Raw genomic sequence first — 16,110 nt, 5'->3', positions numbered from 1 at the left:
GATAAACCCCAAGACCATCCAGAATATGCAAGACAACGTCACCGCCGCCTGCACATCCCTTCCAATTTCATCATCATCACGATGTCAAAAGAACATAACTGACGAGGCAGATGTACAACCGGACCTTTGGGATCCGATTTTGTCTTCCTGACTCTCAGGTGGGTCCGCTCTTCAGCGGCGAGGGCTGATGTACCCCCGCCCCTCGCCGCATGCAAGTGGTTCTCGTCATTTTTTTGTAGCAAGGCCCGGGTAGCGTCATCCCGAACCAAGGACATTAAGGAGGAGGTTGCTTTGGGCGCAAAGGCAGTCCGCTCTTCGACCTCCTTCTACGCGCAGCTTGACCCTGGCGCCGGGGTCGGTTAGATCGCGGACCCTATTGCAGCGTGGGCGGACGTCGTTGATTCGACGTATGTCTGCGCTTTTGCCTGTTCAAAGCAGAGTTACGTCCATGGCCGTTCCGAAGAAGAAGACCTCGACCTCGCGTCGCGACATGCGACGTTCTCATCATGCGTTGACCGTGCCGAACGTGATCGAGGACAAGGACACCGGCGAGTTCCGCCGCTCGCATCACATTGACCTAAAGACCGGGATGTATCGCGGCCGCCAGGTGATTGTCCAAAAAGAGTCCGCTCCCGTCGACGACTAAGTGCTTGTGGAGGTTCGGAACGGCGTTCCTATCCGATCGAATGACAGCCCGCGCTCAGCTTGACAGTCGTCGAGCTATTGTCTACCTCGCACGGGCCCTGGCGGCGGAGTAGCTCAGGGGTAGAGCAGGGGACTCATAAGCCCTTGGTCGGGGGTTCAAATCCCTCCTCCGCTACCAACATCTTTCTTCTACAGCACGTCAGTGCGCATCAGATAGCGACCGCCCTCAGCCGGATGCAGCCGTTTGGTCCGTGAACAAGGCGGCCGGCTCGTCAGCCTGAACACGCACCGAGCGCTCGATCCATCCCCCGCCCAGAAGTCGCGTCTCGTCATAGAGCACACAGGCCTGGCCCGGCGCTATACCGGCCTGCGGCCGTGTGAAACGGATCTCGAACGCCCCCTCTTCAAGCCGCGCAAGCGTGCCCGGAACGTCCCCTTCATTGTAGCGATGGCGCACGTTCAAGGTCTGTCCGGCACGCGGCACCGCGAGCCAGTTCGGCTGCCGCACGATCATGGCGCTGGCCTCGCCGGCATCTCGCGGCCCGACGGTCACGCGGGCCTTGGCGGCGTCGAGTTCGATCACGTAGAGGCGCTCTCCCGCCGCCACACCCAGACCGCGTCGCTGTCCGACCGTATATCTTAGCACCCCTTGGTGGCGCCCCAGGCGTTGGCCGTCGACATGGACGATGTCGCCCGACTTGGCCGCATCCGGACGCATCCGGGCTATGAAACCCGCGTGATCGCGGTCGGGAATGAAACAGATATCTTGGCTATCCTGCTTGTCGGCAACCCGCAGGCCAAAGCGAAGCGCCTGCGACCGCACCTCCGGCTTGGTCATCTCCCCCAGGGGAAAGCGCAATTGCGCGAGTTGGGCCGGCGTCGTCGCGAAGAGAAAATAGCTCTGGTCGCGATTGAGATCATGCGCCTTGTGCAATTCGGGCCCATCCGGGCCGAGGCACCAGCGCGCATAATGTCCGGTCGCCAGCGCATCGACACCCATATCGCGCGCTATATCGAGAAGATCACCGAATTTCACGCGCTCATTGCAGCGCACGCAGGGGATGGGCGTCCGGCCGGCGGCATAGGTATCGACGAAGTCGTCGATGACGGCCCGCCTGAAGCGCTCCTCGAAATCGAGCACATAATGAGGAATGTCGAGCGATGCGGCAGTTGCCTGCGCATCGGCGATATCGACCCCAGCGCAACACGAACCTTTGCGGCTCACCTGGCCTTGGTCATAGAGGCGTAGCGTTATACCGACGACGTCATAGCCTTGGCTCTTCAAGAGCGCGGCCACCACCGAACTGTCGACGCCGCCCGACATCGCCACCGCGATCCGGCATTCGTGCGGCGGGCGCGCAAATCCAAGGCTGTTAAGCATGTTTTAAAAGAGACGTTCAGACAGTGAAGCTCTCGCCGCAACCGCAGCGGCTCTTCTCATTGGGATTGCTGAAGACGAACTGAGCTCCCAGTTTATCCTCGACGAAATCGATCCGTGTACCGGCCACCAGCTCATGGGCCTTCTGGTCGATCACAAGACGCACCCCTTCCTCGTCGACAACATGATCCCCAGGCAAGGCTGCCGGTGCGAAATCCATAAGGTAGCTGTAGCCAGAGCAGCCCGTGGGCTTAATAGCCAGCCTTACGCCAAAGGCTTCATTCCCCTTGCTGGCCAGCAATTCACGCATGCGGCCGATCGCGGCGGGGGTAAGCGTCACCAGCATCTCGGTCATAATCGTCCCCATCAGCAGGCTGGCGGGGCCAAGTTCCCTCCCAGCGGTCCTCATGTCGGCGATCAGGCGCCACTTGACAAGCCCATGCGACGTCGCCTCACACCGACCATTGACTCATAGACGCTCAAGAAGGCATCGATGTCACGCTCACAGCTGGCCCAACCTAGGCTGATCCGAATGGCCGATCGCGCATCGTCCGCCCCCACGCCCATCGCCTGCAGCACCATCGAGGGCTCGACCTTGCCCGAGGAACATGCCGAGCCGGTACCGATGCTCACGCCGGCCAGATCGAGGGCCATGAGCTGAGCCTCGTTGCTGATCCCGGGAGTGATCAAGCAGGTGGTGTTGGGAAGGCGGGGCGCCTCCTCCCCGACAATCCGTGCCTCGGGACAGAGGAGGCGAACCTCTTTCTCCAGCCGCTTCCGCAGCAGCGCGATCGCGTTCCAATCGACGCTGCTCGCCAACGCGTGAGCCCACCCCACTGCACTTGGCACGTTTTCCGTTCCCGCCCGTCGCCGGCCTTCCTGACCGCCGCCACGTAGCCAGGGCCTGATGCGTCGCCCGGGAGCCAGGATAAGTGCGCCGATCCCTGGCGGGCCACCCAGCTTATGCCCCGAGATGCTGAGCGAGTCGGCGCCGTCCACCCCACCCACGCATAGCGGCAGCTTTGTTATCGCCTGGACCGCATCAACGTGCAAAAGCGCGCCCGCTTCATGTACGAGCCGGGCGATCGCCCCGACCGGCTGGACAACACCTGTCTCATTGTTCGCCGCCATGACGGCAACAAGCTCCGGCCTGTACGAACGCAACATCCGCTCCAGCGCGTCGAGATTGATGACGCCATCGGGCGTGACCGGAATGGGCGGGCAAGAGGCGTCAACGGCCGCAACCGAGGGATGCTCGATCGCCGAGACCAGCCGCTTGCCATCGACCGCCGCCAGGGCCGCATGGTTGCTCTCGGTGGCACCGCTGGTAAAAATCACCGCCGTGGGGTCGACCGCGACAAGTGCCGCCAGAGCACTGCGGGCAGCTTCGAGGCGACGCCTTGCCCCCTGCCCCGCCTGATGCGTCGAGGAAGGATTGCCGACCTCGCGCATAGCCTGGGCGATGACCGCGACCGTCTCCTCCCGCATGGGAGCGGTCGCGTTGTAATCGAGATAGGCTTTGGTCGTCGGCTTGGGCATGCCGCTTCAAACCGTCAGTTATGTGTGCCCGTACGACCGTAATCGACCTCGTCGCCGCCACGCTCAACAGCCATACGCTCAAGTTCGGCGACGCGGGCCTCGAGGGCGTCCATCTGCATGCATGCCCGCTCCAACGCGCGGCTGACCGGGTCGGCCGCCACGCCCGGCCAGACACCGTAGGCTGGAAACTTCATCTCTTTGTCGGAAACCGCCTGCGGTCCGACGGGTTTGGCCGGAATGCCGACCACCGTCGCCCCCGCTGCAACGGCCTTGAGCACGACGGCGTTGGAGCCGACGCGCGCATTGCGACCGACGGTAAAGGGACCGAGAACCGCAGCCCCGCTGCCGACGATGACGCCATCCTCCAGCGTCGGATGACGCTTGCCAGCATCGAGGCTCACGCCACCGAGCGTGACGCCTTGATAGATCGTCACGTCGTCGCCGATCTCGGCCGTCTCGCCAATCACTACACCCATGCCATGATCAATGAACAAACGCCGCCCGATGGCTGCACCGGGATGAATCTCGATGCCCGTCAAGAAGCGGGCGACCTGAGAGATCCAACGGGCAAACAGATACCATTCTACACGCCAGAGCGCATGCGCCACACGGTAAAAGATGATCGCGTGTACGCCTGGATAGCAAAGTGCCACCTCGATTCGCGAGCGCGCTGCGGGGTCTCGCTCGAATACAGCGTCGATGTCTTCCAAGATCGTCTTGAACATGCGGACCCGCTTGCGCTATAGGCGCCGATCCGCTCGGCACCTCCGGCCTCGAGTCAGCGCACCTTTCGACGGGCTCGAACCTTGAGCACCGTCAACTGCGCGCCGACTGGGCCTCTTAACTGGGGTGGCGGGCCTGGGTCAATCAAGGCGCGGCTTGCATTTGGCCGCTTGGTTTTCGCTCTTTTGGGCGCGGACCGCATGGGATCAAAGGAAGAGTTGCATGCCTGAAGTTATCTTCAACGGCTCCGATGGGCGGCTCGAGGGACGTTACGTACATGGTGACGGGCCAACCCCGCCTCTTGCGATCATCCTGCATCCGCACCCGCAGCATGGCGGAACGATGAACAACAAGCTTGTTCATGCCTTTTTCCATATGTTCCAGCGACGCGGCTTCTCGGTGCTGCGCTTCAACTTCCGCGGCGTCGGACGCTCTCAGGGCGTATTCGAGCACGGCCAGGGCGAGCTCCGCGATGCGGCTTCCGCCCTCGACTGGATGCAGAGCCACAATCCAAACAGTAGCGGCTGCTGGGTCGCGGGCTTCTCCTTCGGGGCATGGATCGCCATGCAACTCCTGATGCGCCGCCCTGAAATTCAGGGTTTCATGTGCGCCGGCCTGCCGGCCAACATGTATGATTTCGGTTTCCTGGCGCCATGCCCTTCCTCAGGCCTGATCGTTCATGGCGAACGCGACGAGGTCACACCCACCGATTCGGTCGTCAAGCTCGTCACCAAACTCAGCCAACAGCGCGGCATCACAATCGATTTCCACACGATCGAGGGCTGCGATCATTTCTTTACCCATCACATGGAAGAATTCGAGCGGATCTGCGAAGGCTATCTCGACAAGAGGCTGAAGCCCGCCTCCGAGGCCCTTGCCCTGTCGCGATGATCCCCAAGGTCCACTAGACCGCCCATCTGGCTGAGAGAACAGACCTTGTCGACGCGCCGCTCCGAACTGATCGCGATCCTCGAGGAACGCGGCTTCATCCATCAATGCACCGACCTTGAGGCATTGGACGAACTTGCCGCGGCGCAGACGATCACCGCCTATGTGGGCTACGATCTGACGGCCGATAGCCTTCATATCGGCCATATCGTCAGCATCATGATGCTACGCCGACTTCAGCAGGCCGGCCATCGGCCCATTGCCCTGGTCGGCGGAGGCACGACCAGGGTCGGCGATCCATCGTTCAAGGACGAGAGCCGCCCGCTCCTCACGGACAAGCAGATCCAGCACAACAAGGCCGGCATCAAGCGATCGCTGGGCAAATTCCTGTCCTTCGACGCTGGCTCGGCGCTCCTGGAAGACAACGCGGCCTGGCTCGATGAGCTTGGCTATATCCCCTTCCTGCGCGACTTCGGCCGGCACTTCACCATCAACCGCATGCTGACCTTCGATTCAGTCCGGCTGCGGCTTGAGCGCGAGCAGCCACTGACACTGCTCGAGTTCAATTACATGGTCATGCAGGCTTATGATTTTCTCGAGCTCAGCCGGCGGCATGACTGCCGGCTGCAGATGGGCGGCTCCGACCAATGGGGTAACATCGTCAATGGCGTCGAACTTGGCAGGCGTATCGATGGCAAGCAGCTTTTCGGTCTGACGACGCCTTTGATCACGACCTCATCAGGCCAGAAGATGGGGAAGTCGGCGGCGGGCGCCATCTGGCTCAATGAGGATCGCCTGCGGCCATTCGATTACTGGCAGTTCTGGCGCAACACCGAGGATGCCGACGTCGGTCGCTTCCTGCGCCTCTTCACCGATCTTCCCATCGACGAGATCCGCCGCCTCGAAGCTCTGCAAGGCGCCGAAGTCAACGAAGCAAAGCGTATCCTTGCGACCGAAGCCACGGCCATGGCGCATGGCGAGGCTGAGGCAACGGCGGCTGCGGCGGCAGCGGCGGCCCAGTTCGGGGGGGCTAAGTCGGTCGGCGGCCTTCCCGAGGTGGTAGTAGATCGCGCGCGCGCCGACGAGGGCTTCAGCATCGTCGAGCTTTTACAGCTCGCCCATATCGTAGGCTCCAACGGCGAGGCTCGTCGCCTCATTCGCGGCGGCGGCGTTCGCATCGACGACAGGACGATTGAAGACGAAACGAGCCGTGTGGAAAGCGTGCCGGCGGCGGGGCTGAAGATATCGGCGGGCAAGAAGCGCCACGTGATCATCCGGCCCGCCTGAACCTTGCCTAGCGGCTCGGGCGACTCATCTCGCTCATCCAGTCGCGGAGTGCCCCCGGCACGATGAGGCTGAGCGGATTGACGCCGACGGCCGGGTCATCGATCGGACCGTCCGCCCAGAAGGTTACTGCGAAGGCGCCGACACCGTGGGCGCCACGCATCAGGGTGCCGAGCAGCGGGATCTGACCAATGGCACGATTGATTGTGAAGGCGGGGATGACGGTCCCGGTCATCGCCACCTTGCCCTTGTCGAGATCGACGTCGCCTCTGAAGGTCAACCCTAGCTCCGACCCGTGCACCAGGCCGTCCGAGATACGAATCTGATCATCGTCATAGTCAAAATGAGCACGGCCTCGATCGAAGGATATCCCGTTACCCTGCAGCGTGTTCAGGATGCCGGTAAATGAGGCCAGCGTCAGGACCTTAGCCAGGACGGGCGCCTGCTCGGCCACAAAGTCGTGCAATTCGATCTGTCCGTTCAGGCGCAGGGGCGACTCGCCGGTCAGCGTGCCCTTGACCCGAAGTCGCCCGCCGGTGGCGAATCTTGCGCCCCGCTCCAGAGCGGTCAGGACCGCGCCCGCATCGTCGGTCTCGAATTCGAAAGGCGAGCCACCCGCCTTGCCCGTCAGCTGTGCCGATATCGTGCTGCCACTTGGCATCATGGCCGAAAGGTCGATCAACTGCCATGCCCCAGGTCGGCGCGTGAGTCTCAGCTTTAAGGTGTGCGCATTGCCGCCAGGCAGTATGAGCTCGTTTGCGGCGATCGAAAGATCGAGCGGCGGGATCGCGCTCAGCGCCTCAGAAACCGAACGCGTCGTGCTGCCGGTCTTGCTAGCTTTGTCCGAGCTTTCGCCCGCCGCCATGAAAGGCCGCAGATCGAACGTTCTCGCGTTGATCGTGCCTACATAGCCGCGCGCGACGTCGTTCTCGAGAGTGCCCGACAATCGCGTCAGCCCCTGGACGGCATTGCGGATGGTCAACGATTTCAGCCGCTCGTCCATCGTCAAGACGATATCGCCGTCAAATTCGAGATCTGGCGTGAGCAGCGAGAGCCCGTCCACGCGGGTCTCCAGGCTGTTGCGCCGGAGCCCGAACGTTGCGCGCCCGGGCACACCCTTTCTCTTCAAGATCGCCAAGGCTGGCACTTTGAGCTGGGCGGGACCTAGGTCGGCATCGACTTGAATGACAGGCTCGCCCACCCTGGGCACACGAACATTGACGGTCGACGGCAGGACACCGCTCATCGACAGCAGACTTGGAGAAATCCGGTAGAGGTCCAGGACATGCTGATCGATGGCCAGTGTCACCGTGGCCTCGACGGGCCGCCGGTCATCGGGAACGATGCTGACCCAGACCTTGTCGATCGTAGCCGGCACCCCGTCGATGACGCCCTTGCCGCTAGCTTCCACGTGCTCCTTGTCGACCATAACCGATGCCTGAGCCTGACTGAGATCAAGGCCCGGTGCCAACTCACGAATAGCCAGTTCCCGGGCCTGAACGTCGACGCCCAGCGTAACGTCCTTCATCTCGATGTCATCGGCGATCGGCAGGCCCAAATTGAGCTTGAAAGATGCTCTGCCTTTCGTCTGCGCCGGCCGGATCGGCAACTGGCTACCCTTCAGCATGGGGAGCTGCTCAACCAAGCTCAGTGCCGCTGGAACGTCGCCTTCCCCGGAAGCCTGGAGACGCAGCGTATCGGGCTGTCCCGCCGGCATGAAGGCCATCTCGAGCCGACTCGGACCGATCGCCAGCCCTTGAAGCTTGGCCGATCGGAGATCGATTTGCATTCCGTGCTCATCAATCCTGCCCGTTCCCACGGCTTCCTCGACGGCGGGGAAACCGTCGAGAAAGCTGACCTTCGTGCCGCTGGCGTCGAACGCAACACCGAGCTTGACGTCATCGGGCATTTCCGGAGGCTGCTGAGTCCAGGCGACATCAAGGCTCGCGTGCGATGCCGTGCCGTCCTGGAGATTGGCCTTTAGCCAGTCCCTTACCTGGGGAAGAATGGGCGTCGGCCAGTAGTCGGTGATCATCTTGCTATCGACCTGTTGCCCCTTGAGCGACAACGTCAAATGGCGTCCCTTCGCCGCAAGGAATGCGTCAAGCGCGGCATCAATGCGCCCACGACCCGTCGCCAGACTGGCCTCGTCGAGCTTGAGATGAAGGTCATTGAGGTCGACGCTGCCACGGGCCGACAACTCATCGACGCTGACCGCATCCTCGAATATGCCCGGTAGGGCCAGTTGCGTGGCCGCCGTGCGCGCATTGAACAGGATGGGCGACAGGGAGCCATCCTCCGCCACAACGGCGGCTGCATGGCCGTCGATAGGCGCATCGAGCTGGGCCCCTTGTTCGACGCCCCAAAAACCGACGAGCGGACCCGGAACGATCTTCTCAAGATCGATCTCGATTCCAACATCATTTTTGCCGGATTCGGGCAAGGGTGCCAGGCGGCCCGAGATGTGGCCGCCGCCGATCATCGAATCGGCTTTTAGCTGCGCACTGCTCCCAGCTGCCATCCAGTCGACAGCGGCAGGACCAATCGCCAAAGATCGACCGGCCTCCGTCAAGACGAGCTCGAGACCGCCCAGATGCGCTTTTTCAAGCTGCAGACCAGGCACTGGCCTGGCAAAGACGCTGGCAAGCACTCGACCGGCCTGCTCTACCCCTTTCTTGAGCTGTAGCTCGGGATCTTGCCCTTGGCCCTGCCCCGCGTCCTGGTCAGGCGGCTGAATCGCGACCCTGGCATGAACATCGTCAAGGCTGACGTTCGTCAGCACGGCCTCATGCTGGCGTACCGAGCGTATCGGATCGAGATAGAGGCTGAACTTACCGCTCGCCGCCGCGGCGACATCTCGGCGATAATTCAGTTCCAGCCCCTCGGCATTCAGCTGGAGCGCTGCCGCGTCAGCCGGCCATTCCAAGCTTATATTCTTATAATTCAAATTGACATCATGCAGGTATGGCTGGATGAAGGGCCACACATAGGGAATGACGAAATTTATCGAGACGGGCCGGCTCTGGATAAGGGCCAGTACGCCCGTGGCGACAAGCAAAGCGAGCAGGACGAGGGAGAAAACAAGCTCGACGATCTCCTCGATCGTGCGGCGCATCTTGTTCACTGAGCGATGGAAGGCTCGCCTAGATCCTCCTTTCGGCACGGCTTGACCCGTCTTCCCCAATTCGACCACCCTGTCGCCTCAGATTCCGTCCATATCGAGACGAACCAACTACACCTCTCGGAATTGATCGGAACTGGTCTTGGCCAAAACCGACATGACTCTTGCGACAAACCTCTCGCTGCCATTGTCATCCACCGACGAGATCGTCAGTCGGGCCAGACAACGGTGGCTTCGCTTAACCGATCATTCCCCTGATCAAGGTTTGGCAGAATTCCTCAAGACGGAACAGGCCAAGGGAGAAACAAGCCAACTTCTCGATGGGATATTCGCCGGCAGCCCATTTCTTACCGACTGCCTCATGGCGGAGCCTGGAATTCTGCGCAGCGTCGTCGAGGACGGCGCCGAGCATACGATCGAGCAGCTTCTGGCCGAGACGGATGCTCTCGCCACCGATGACCGCACACGCCTGATGCGGCGCCTGCGCGAGATTCGCCGCAAGGTTGCCCTTGCGGTCGCGCTGGCGGACTTGAGTGGAGCTTGGTCGCTGGAGCAGGTCACAACGACGCTCAGCCGCTTTGCCGATGCGGCGGTCGAGCGTGCCCTCGCCGCCCTGGTCGGCGAGGGCATTCGCCGCGGCGAGCTGGACCTCGACCCCGCATCGCCATTGGCGGAAAGCGGTCTCATCGTCCTGGCGATGGGCAAGCATGGCGCCTTCGAGCTCAACTACTCGAGTGACATTGACCTGATCCTCCTCTTCGACGCCAAGATACCTTATCGTGGCGTCGAGGGTCCGATGGCCTGCGTGGTCAAGCTCGCGCGCGGCTTGCAATATATTCTCGAGCACAAGACCCCGGCCGGCTACGTCTTCAGGACCGACCTGCGGCTCCGACCACACCTGCCGGGTCACCCGCTCGCGATCTCGACAGAGGACGCTGAACTCTATTATGAACGCCATGGTCAGAACTGGGAGCGGGCGGCGTTCATCAAGGCACGCCAGATCGCAGGCGATAGATCCGCCGGTGCCGCATTCTTGGCGGTCATGGAACGCTTCGTCTGGCGTCGCCATCTCGATTTTGCCGCCATTCGCGACATTCACAGTATCAAGCGGCAGATCAACGCGCATCGCGGCTTTGCTACCATTCGCATCGAAGGCCACGACATCAAGGTAGGGCGCGGTGGCATTCGGGAGATCGAATTCTTCGTCCAAACACAGCAGCTCATAGTCGGTGGACGCGATCCAATGTTGCGCTCCTGCGGCACGCTACCAGCGTTACACGCATTGTCAGCGGCCCGCTGGGTCGACCAGGAGGCGGCGACCGAATTGGACGCCTGCTATCGCTTCCTGCGGGCGACCGAACACCGGCTGCAAATGGTGAGCGACCGGCAGACGCAGACGCTGCCTGCCAATGAGGCGGATTTCAAACGTTTCAGCCGCTTTGCCGGCGCCGCCCCCGAGACATTCTCCAACCTTCTGCGTTCCTGCCTCGAGACGGTGGAACGCCACTATGCCGCCCTTTTTGAACGCGAGCCCGATCTGGGGGCCGGTCACGCCCTGGTCTTTACCGGCATGGACGACGCGGCCGACACTCTCGCCACCCTGAGAAACATGGGATTTCGCGATCCCGCTGCGATCTCCGGCCGCATCCGAGCTTGGCATCATGGTCATATCCGCGCGACGCGAAGCACGCGGGCCCGGGAACTGCTCACCGAACTTCTGCCAACGATCCTGAATTCACTGAGCCGCCAGCATGACATTGATGCCGCCTTCGTCCTCTTCGACGAATTCGTCAGCAGCCTGCCGGCGGGCATCCAGCTCTTCTCGCTTTTTCGCGCCCACCCCAGCCTGCTCCAACTCGTCACCGACCTGATCGGTGCGGCGCCGCGGCTGGCACGGCACCTCGCGCGCAACAACGATCTCTTCGAAGCCCTGCTCAGGCCAGATTTTTTCGACCCACTGCCGCCGGCTGATGCGCTGCGCGCCGAGTTGAGGTCCCTCATGCGAGATGCCTACGAGTTGGAAGAGGTGCTGGACCTCTGCCGGCTCTGGGCACATGGACGGCAGTTTCAGGCCAGCCTTCAGGTCTTTCTCGGCCTCTCGGCCTTCGAAGAGGCGGCACTGACCTTGACGACGATCGCTGAGACCATCATCGCTGCCATGATCCCGCCGGCCCAGCGCTGGCTGGAGGCTCAGCATGGCTCATTGCCCGGCGGCCGGTTCGTCGTCCTCGGCTTGGGAAAACTTGGCTCCGCCGAACTCACCACGGGCTCCGACCTCGACCTGATCTTCATTTATGACCACGACGATCAGGCGCGTTCCGACGGCCCACGCAGTCTGACTGCCAGGGAATGGTACGCTCGGTTGAGCCAGCGGCTCATCAGCGCGCTTACGGCACGCACGGGCGAAGGTCGTCTTTTCGACATTGATACGCGACTTCGACCATCCGGCACCATGGGTCCGGTCGCCTGCAGTTTTGTCAGCTTTGGCCGCTACCACGAAGAAACGGCCGAAACCTGGGAGCAGCAGGCGCTCACGCGCGCTCGTCCTATCGCTGGTGATCCGGGCCTTGGCGAGCAGATCATATGCGTGATCGATACCGTTATCCTCCGGCAGCGCGACCTGAACGCCCTTGCGCAGGCGGTACGGGCGATGCGAATGCGCGTTTTCAAGCAACACGGCAGCGATCGCCCATGGGCGGTGAAACATGTCCGCGGCGGGTTGGTCGAGCTCGAGTTCCTCGCGCAGTATCTGCAGTTGGGATTCGCCGCAAAATATCCCTCGCTGCGTCGGACGGCGACCGCTGCCGTGTTCGACGCGGCCGCGACAGTCGGCATTCTGACGGTCGAGGAAAGTGCCGGGCTTATCGAGTCGCTACGGCTACAGCAGACCTTGCAGACGGTGCTGCGACTGTCCCTTGCCGATTCGTTCGATGCCGAGCAATCGCCGCCGGCAATGAAAGAGGCCCTGCTACGGGCGGCAGCCGGCGTGTCGGGTCGAAGCATCGCGACCAGCGATTTCGTGGGATTGGAGCGCCGTCTGTGCAATCTGCAACAAACGGCACGCTCCAGCTTCGATCGGTTTTGCCCGCCGGACTGAGGGCTCGAGGATTTCGCTAGGGTCGAGATCCAGCTAGGCTCGAATAGATCCAACAATGAGGAAGAGCCCGATGAGCACGACGCTCCAGGAAGGCGATGCCGCGCCGACATTCGATCTGCCAAGCGACGGCGGTGGCCAGATCTCCAGCGCCAGCCTGAAAGGCAAGCCCTACGTGCTCTATTTCTATCCGAAGGACGATACGCCCGGTTGTACCAAAGAGGCGATCGGGTTTACCGAAGCCTATCCAGCCTTCGAGGCGGCAGGCGTCGAGGTAATCGGGCTATCAAAGGATACAGTCTCGAGCCATCAGAAATTCAAGCAGAAATACGGGCTTTGCTTTCCTCTCGCTGCTGATGATGGTGGCCAGGTCGTCGAAGCATTCGGCGCCTGGGTCGAGAAAAGCACGTACGGCAAGACGTATATGGGCATCGACCGGTCAACGTTCTTGGTCGACGGTGAGGGCAAGATCCGCAAGATCTGGCGCAGCGTCAAAGTGCCGGGACATGTCGACGAGGTTCTGGCCGCAGCCAAGGCGCTATGAAAAGAAGGCTGCCAACGCGATCAGGGATGCCCTTGTGAGCCCACGCACCTTGAAGCTGGACGGACCCGTCCTCGACTACCTGAACAGTAAAGGAAGTCGGGAGGTTGAAGCCCAGCGCGCGCTACGCGAGGAGTCGGACCGCCATCTGCATGGCAATATGCGGAGCTCCGCAGAACAAATAGCGCTCCTGGGATTCCTCATTGAGACAATCGATGCGAGATCCGTGCTCGAGGTGGGCTGCTTCACCGGCTATGGTACGTTGGGAATGGCGCTGGCTGTGCCGCCAGACGGCAAGATCGTCAGCCTCGACGTGAACGAGGATTGGGCCGCCATCGGTCGGCGCTACTGGGAGGAGGCCGGGGTCGCTGAACGGATAGAGTTCCGAGCGGGCCTGGCACTCGAAAGCATGGATCGCCTCTTGGACGAGGGTCGGCTATTCGACCTCGTCTATGTGGATGCGGACAAAAAGTCCTATCCCGCCTATTACGCCCGCGCCCTCAAGCTTGTGCGTCAAGGTGGCATCGTTGCGCTCGACAACATGCTGCGGAACGGCGGCGTGGCCGACCCCGACGACACCACCCGTCAGACGGCGGCCATTCGGGAATTGACGGCGTCGATCCGGGAGGATCCGGCCGTAGCGATGTGCCTCACACCTGTTGGCGATGGGCTCATGCTCGTTAGAAAGCGAATACCCTCAAGCGCCTAAGGCTGGGGCCGCTGCTTGGTGACTAATTCCTCCAGCGAGGCTATCGGCACCGCCCCAGGGACCAGCGTGTCGCCGACGATGAAGCTGGGTGTCCCGTTGATGCCGAGGGCACTTGCCAGCTGAAGGTTCTGATCGATCAGCTCGGCGACATCGGGGCCAGCCATATCGCTGTCGAATCGCGCCAAGTCGAGACCGTGCTTCTTTGCCATGGCGTGCAGGGAGGTCTTCGAAAAGTCGGTGGCGACCATCAAATCTTTGTGCATCTCAAGATATTTACCCTGCTTTTGCGCCGCCAGGGCCGCTTGCGCCGCCACTTTCGAATCCGGCCCGAGAATGGGGATGTCCTTGAAGACGACACGCAGCGACTTGTCCTTGTCCATCATCTTCCAAAGATCATCGGCCATGCCACGGCAGTAGCCACAGCGGAAATCGAAGAACTCGACCAGCGTGACGTCGCCATTGGCGTTGCCGGCTACGGGATCGGTGGGCTGCGCGAAAATTGCATCACGATACTGGCCGATCGCCTGCTGCCGTTGATCGGTAGCGGCCTGCTCATGCTTTTTTTGCAGTTCCGCCAGCGCTTGATAGATCACCTCCGGCTCACGCATCAGGTAGTCCTTAACGATCTGTTCGACCTGCTCACGAGAGAGCGAGGCCGGCAGGGCCTCGTCCGCGTGACCCGCCGAGGTCGTCGTCAGCGAAACGAGAGCGAAGAAGAGGAGCAGGTAAATCTTACGCACAGGGTACATTGTCCTTCAGGCTCGGCCGGCCAGATGAGATCGATCAACGATTTCGCCTAAGATCGTCGCGCAGGTCATTCACAGCCCGCTCCAGATCTTCGACGCGATAATAACTAGCACTCTCGGGCGGAACAGCGGCCTTGGCTCGGCTGACATAAAGCCTGGCATCGTCATAATTCCGAATAAGCAGCGCATATTCGGCAAGCGCCATTGCCGATTCGCCTCGATTTCCGATCTGGCCCTCGGCCACCCCCAGGGATCGCCACGCACTGGCGTTTCTTGGGTCGACGCGGGTGACGTCGCGCAACAGGGCTGCGGCCTCCGGCGCATTATTGCCACCTTGCTCCTCGAGAAGGGCCCGAGCCAAGGCATACCGGATCAAAGGTGCGTCGACCTTCAGGCGCAACGCGTCACGAAAGGGCTGAACCGACTCAGCTACGTGGCCATTCTCAAAAAGCATTTGCCCCTTGAACTCTGGGAAATAGGGATCGCTGGGGTTCTCCTTGATGAGCTCGTCGATGAGGCTGAGCGATTTTTTCACATCCGGTATCTTATAATAGGCGATCGCCTGAGCGTAACGATCTACCAGACTATTCCCGGCATATTTCTTCAAAGTCTGGTTCGGCGGCGAGAGATAGGCGTCGAGCTTGGCTCTGCTGCGATCGAATGCCACGTGGTCAGAGGATGGCAGCTGCCGCCCTTCATAAGGCGAGCGGGCGACCTGGGTCCGCAGAAAATCGATACGTTCCTGCGTTAGGGGATGCGATCGCAGGAAAGGATTTCCACGCTCGCCACCCAAAAGATTGTTCTGCGTGTTCAAGATCTGAAAGAACTGCAAAAGACCGTCGGGCGGCAGATGCAGACGACCGAGAAATGTAACCGCCGCCTGGTCGGCGGACTGCTCCTGTGTGCGCGTGAAGGCTAGAAATTCACCCTGCGCGACCGTCATGCCGCCAGCGAGCATCGCCATCCCAACCTCGGGGGCCCCGACCACGGCGGCAGCCAATCCCAGGATCGAGCCGATGATCATTTGCGTTCCGGCGCGATCCATCGCCTGGGAGCCACGCGCCAAATGACCGCCAGCGATATGGCCGGTTTCATGTGCCAACACGGCTTGAAGCTGTTCAGGCGTCTCCGCAGTGATGAACAATCCCGTATTGACAAAAATATTCTGGCCGCCCGCGACGAAGGCGTTCAGCTGCTGGTTGTTGACGATATAGATCCGGACATCGTCCGGATCGAGGCCAGCAACCTTGAATACCGGCGCCATCAGATTGTGAAGGAGCGCCTCCACTTCCGTGTCACGAATGACCGACGCCGCATTCGCGGGAGCGGACACGACGAGAAAGGCAAGGAAGAGCGGCGTCCAGGAGAAGCGGCGCAATAGACCGATCAAGCGGCTGGCCAAGGCGAGGTCATCCAGCAGTGTGCGACCGCAGTCAGGCTAG

The 16,110-nt window shown here is 61.5% G+C and carries 13 protein-coding genes and 1 tRNA gene; 7 read left to right on the top strand and 7 right to left on the bottom strand.

Going from position 1 to position 16,110, the window contains the following annotated elements; all coding sequences use genetic code 11:
* The first annotated feature begins 448 nt into the window (after positions 1-448).
* Both rpmF and CFB17_RS09520 read left to right on the top strand, forming a co-directional pair.
* Positions 449-646, top strand: a complete 198-nt coding sequence (gene rpmF / locus CFB17_RS09525) for a 50S ribosomal protein L32 (protein WP_088561291.1) — start codon at positions 449-451, stop codon at positions 644-646.
* Between the two features lie 102 nt (positions 647-748).
* A tRNA-Met gene (locus tag CFB17_RS09520) sits at positions 749-823 on the top strand.
* Positions 824-871: 48 nt separating this feature from the next.
* Here CFB17_RS09520 and mnmA read toward each other — a convergent pair.
* From mnmA to cysE, 4 genes are all read right to left on the bottom strand, one after another.
* Positions 872-2,026, bottom strand: coding sequence for a tRNA 2-thiouridine(34) synthase MnmA (gene mnmA / locus CFB17_RS09515; RefSeq protein ID WP_088561290.1), 1,155 nt, complete (start codon positions 2,024-2,026; stop codon positions 872-874).
* Positions 2,027-2,042: 16 nt separating this feature from the next.
* On the bottom strand, positions 2,043-2,378 hold the full coding sequence (locus CFB17_RS09510) for a HesB/IscA family protein (RefSeq protein ID WP_207761999.1): 336 nt from the start codon (positions 2,376-2,378) through the stop codon (positions 2,043-2,045).
* Positions 2,379-2,440: 62 nt separating this feature from the next.
* Positions 2,441-3,562 carry a cysteine desulfurase family protein gene (locus CFB17_RS09505; RefSeq protein ID WP_088561289.1) on the bottom strand — a complete coding sequence of 374 codons (1,122 nt, stop codon included), beginning with the start codon at positions 3,560-3,562 and terminating at the stop codon, positions 2,441-2,443.
* A 14-nt stretch (positions 3,563-3,576) separates the two neighbouring features.
* A complete protein-coding gene (cysE, locus tag CFB17_RS09500) occupies positions 3,577-4,287 on the bottom strand; it encodes a serine O-acetyltransferase (RefSeq protein WP_088561288.1) in 711 nt (236 codons plus the stop codon).
* A 220-nt stretch (positions 4,288-4,507) separates the two neighbouring features.
* Here cysE and CFB17_RS09495 point away from each other — a divergent pair, with 220 nt between their 5' ends.
* A complete protein-coding gene (locus CFB17_RS09495; protein ID WP_088561287.1) occupies positions 4,508-5,176 on the top strand; it encodes an alpha/beta hydrolase in 669 nt (222 codons plus the stop codon).
* 45 nt (positions 5,177-5,221) lie between these two features.
* A complete protein-coding gene (tyrS, locus tag CFB17_RS09490) occupies positions 5,222-6,460 on the top strand; it encodes a tyrosine--tRNA ligase (protein ID WP_088561286.1) in 1,239 nt (412 codons plus the stop codon).
* A 7-nt stretch (positions 6,461-6,467) separates the two neighbouring features.
* Here the strand turns inward: tyrS and CFB17_RS09485 are convergent, their stop codons facing one another.
* Positions 6,468-9,572, bottom strand: a complete 3,105-nt coding sequence (locus CFB17_RS09485; protein ID WP_088561285.1) for a YhdP family protein — start codon at positions 9,570-9,572, stop codon at positions 6,468-6,470.
* Between the two features lie 163 nt (positions 9,573-9,735).
* On the opposite strand from CFB17_RS09485, the gene CFB17_RS09480 reads away from it, so the two are divergent.
* From CFB17_RS09480 to CFB17_RS09470, 3 genes are all read left to right on the top strand, one after another.
* Positions 9,736-12,675, top strand: a complete 2,940-nt coding sequence (locus CFB17_RS09480) for a bifunctional [glutamine synthetase] adenylyltransferase/[glutamine synthetase]-adenylyl-L-tyrosine phosphorylase (protein WP_279311737.1) — start codon at positions 9,736-9,738, stop codon at positions 12,673-12,675.
* Positions 12,676-12,745: 70 nt separating this feature from the next.
* Positions 12,746-13,216 carry a peroxiredoxin gene (locus CFB17_RS09475; RefSeq protein WP_088561283.1) on the top strand — a complete coding sequence of 157 codons (471 nt, stop codon included), beginning with the start codon at positions 12,746-12,748 and terminating at the stop codon, positions 13,214-13,216.
* A 34-nt stretch (positions 13,217-13,250) separates the two neighbouring features.
* Positions 13,251-13,922, top strand: a complete 672-nt coding sequence (locus tag CFB17_RS09470; protein ID WP_165769517.1) for an O-methyltransferase — start codon at positions 13,251-13,253, stop codon at positions 13,920-13,922.
* On the opposite strand, the gene CFB17_RS09465 is transcribed toward CFB17_RS09470, so the two are convergent.
* Positions 13,919-14,662, bottom strand: a complete 744-nt coding sequence (locus tag CFB17_RS09465) for a DsbA family protein (protein ID WP_165769516.1) — start codon at positions 14,660-14,662, stop codon at positions 13,919-13,921. The two genes, CFB17_RS09470 and CFB17_RS09465, sit on opposite strands and share 4 nt — an antisense overlap.
* A gap of 43 nt (positions 14,663-14,705) precedes the next feature.
* Positions 14,706-16,070: a M48 family metalloprotease gene (locus tag CFB17_RS09460; RefSeq protein ID WP_088561280.1), complete on the bottom strand. Its 1,365-nt coding sequence runs from the start codon at positions 16,068-16,070 to the stop codon at positions 14,706-14,708.
* Positions 16,071-16,110: the final 40 nt, after the last annotated feature.

This window comes from Arboricoccus pini (assembly GCF_900187945.1).
Classification (GTDB): Bacteria; Pseudomonadota; Alphaproteobacteria; order Geminicoccales; family Geminicoccaceae; genus Arboricoccus; species Arboricoccus pini.
This window is presented reverse-complemented; position numbering and strand designations above follow the sequence as displayed.

Excerpts from the sequence above, each read along its gene's own strand:
- rpmF (WP_088561291.1), top strand. The coding sequence starts at position 449 with ATGGCCGTTCCGAAGAAGAAGACCTCGACCTCGCGTCGCGACATGCGA.
- mnmA (WP_088561290.1), bottom strand. The coding sequence starts at position 2,026 with ATGCTTAACAGCCTTGGATTTGCGCGCCCGCCGCACGAATGCCGGATC.
- CFB17_RS09510 (WP_207761999.1), bottom strand. The coding sequence starts at position 2,378 with ATGACCGAGATGCTGGTGACGCTTACCCCCGCCGCGATCGGCCGCATG.
- CFB17_RS09505 (WP_088561289.1), bottom strand. The coding sequence starts at position 3,562 with ATGCCCAAGCCGACGACCAAAGCCTATCTCGATTACAACGCGACCGCT.
- cysE (WP_088561288.1), bottom strand. The coding sequence starts at position 4,287 with ATGTTCAAGACGATCTTGGAAGACATCGACGCTGTATTCGAGCGAGAC.
- CFB17_RS09495 (WP_088561287.1), top strand. The coding sequence starts at position 4,508 with ATGCCTGAAGTTATCTTCAACGGCTCCGATGGGCGGCTCGAGGGACGT.
- CFB17_RS09485 (WP_088561285.1), bottom strand. The coding sequence starts at position 9,572 with ATGCGCCGCACGATCGAGGAGATCGTCGAGCTTGTTTTCTCCCTCGTC.
- CFB17_RS09480 (WP_279311737.1), top strand. The coding sequence starts at position 9,736 with ATGACTCTTGCGACAAACCTCTCGCTGCCATTGTCATCCACCGACGAG.
- CFB17_RS09475 (WP_088561283.1), top strand. The coding sequence starts at position 12,746 with ATGAGCACGACGCTCCAGGAAGGCGATGCCGCGCCGACATTCGATCTG.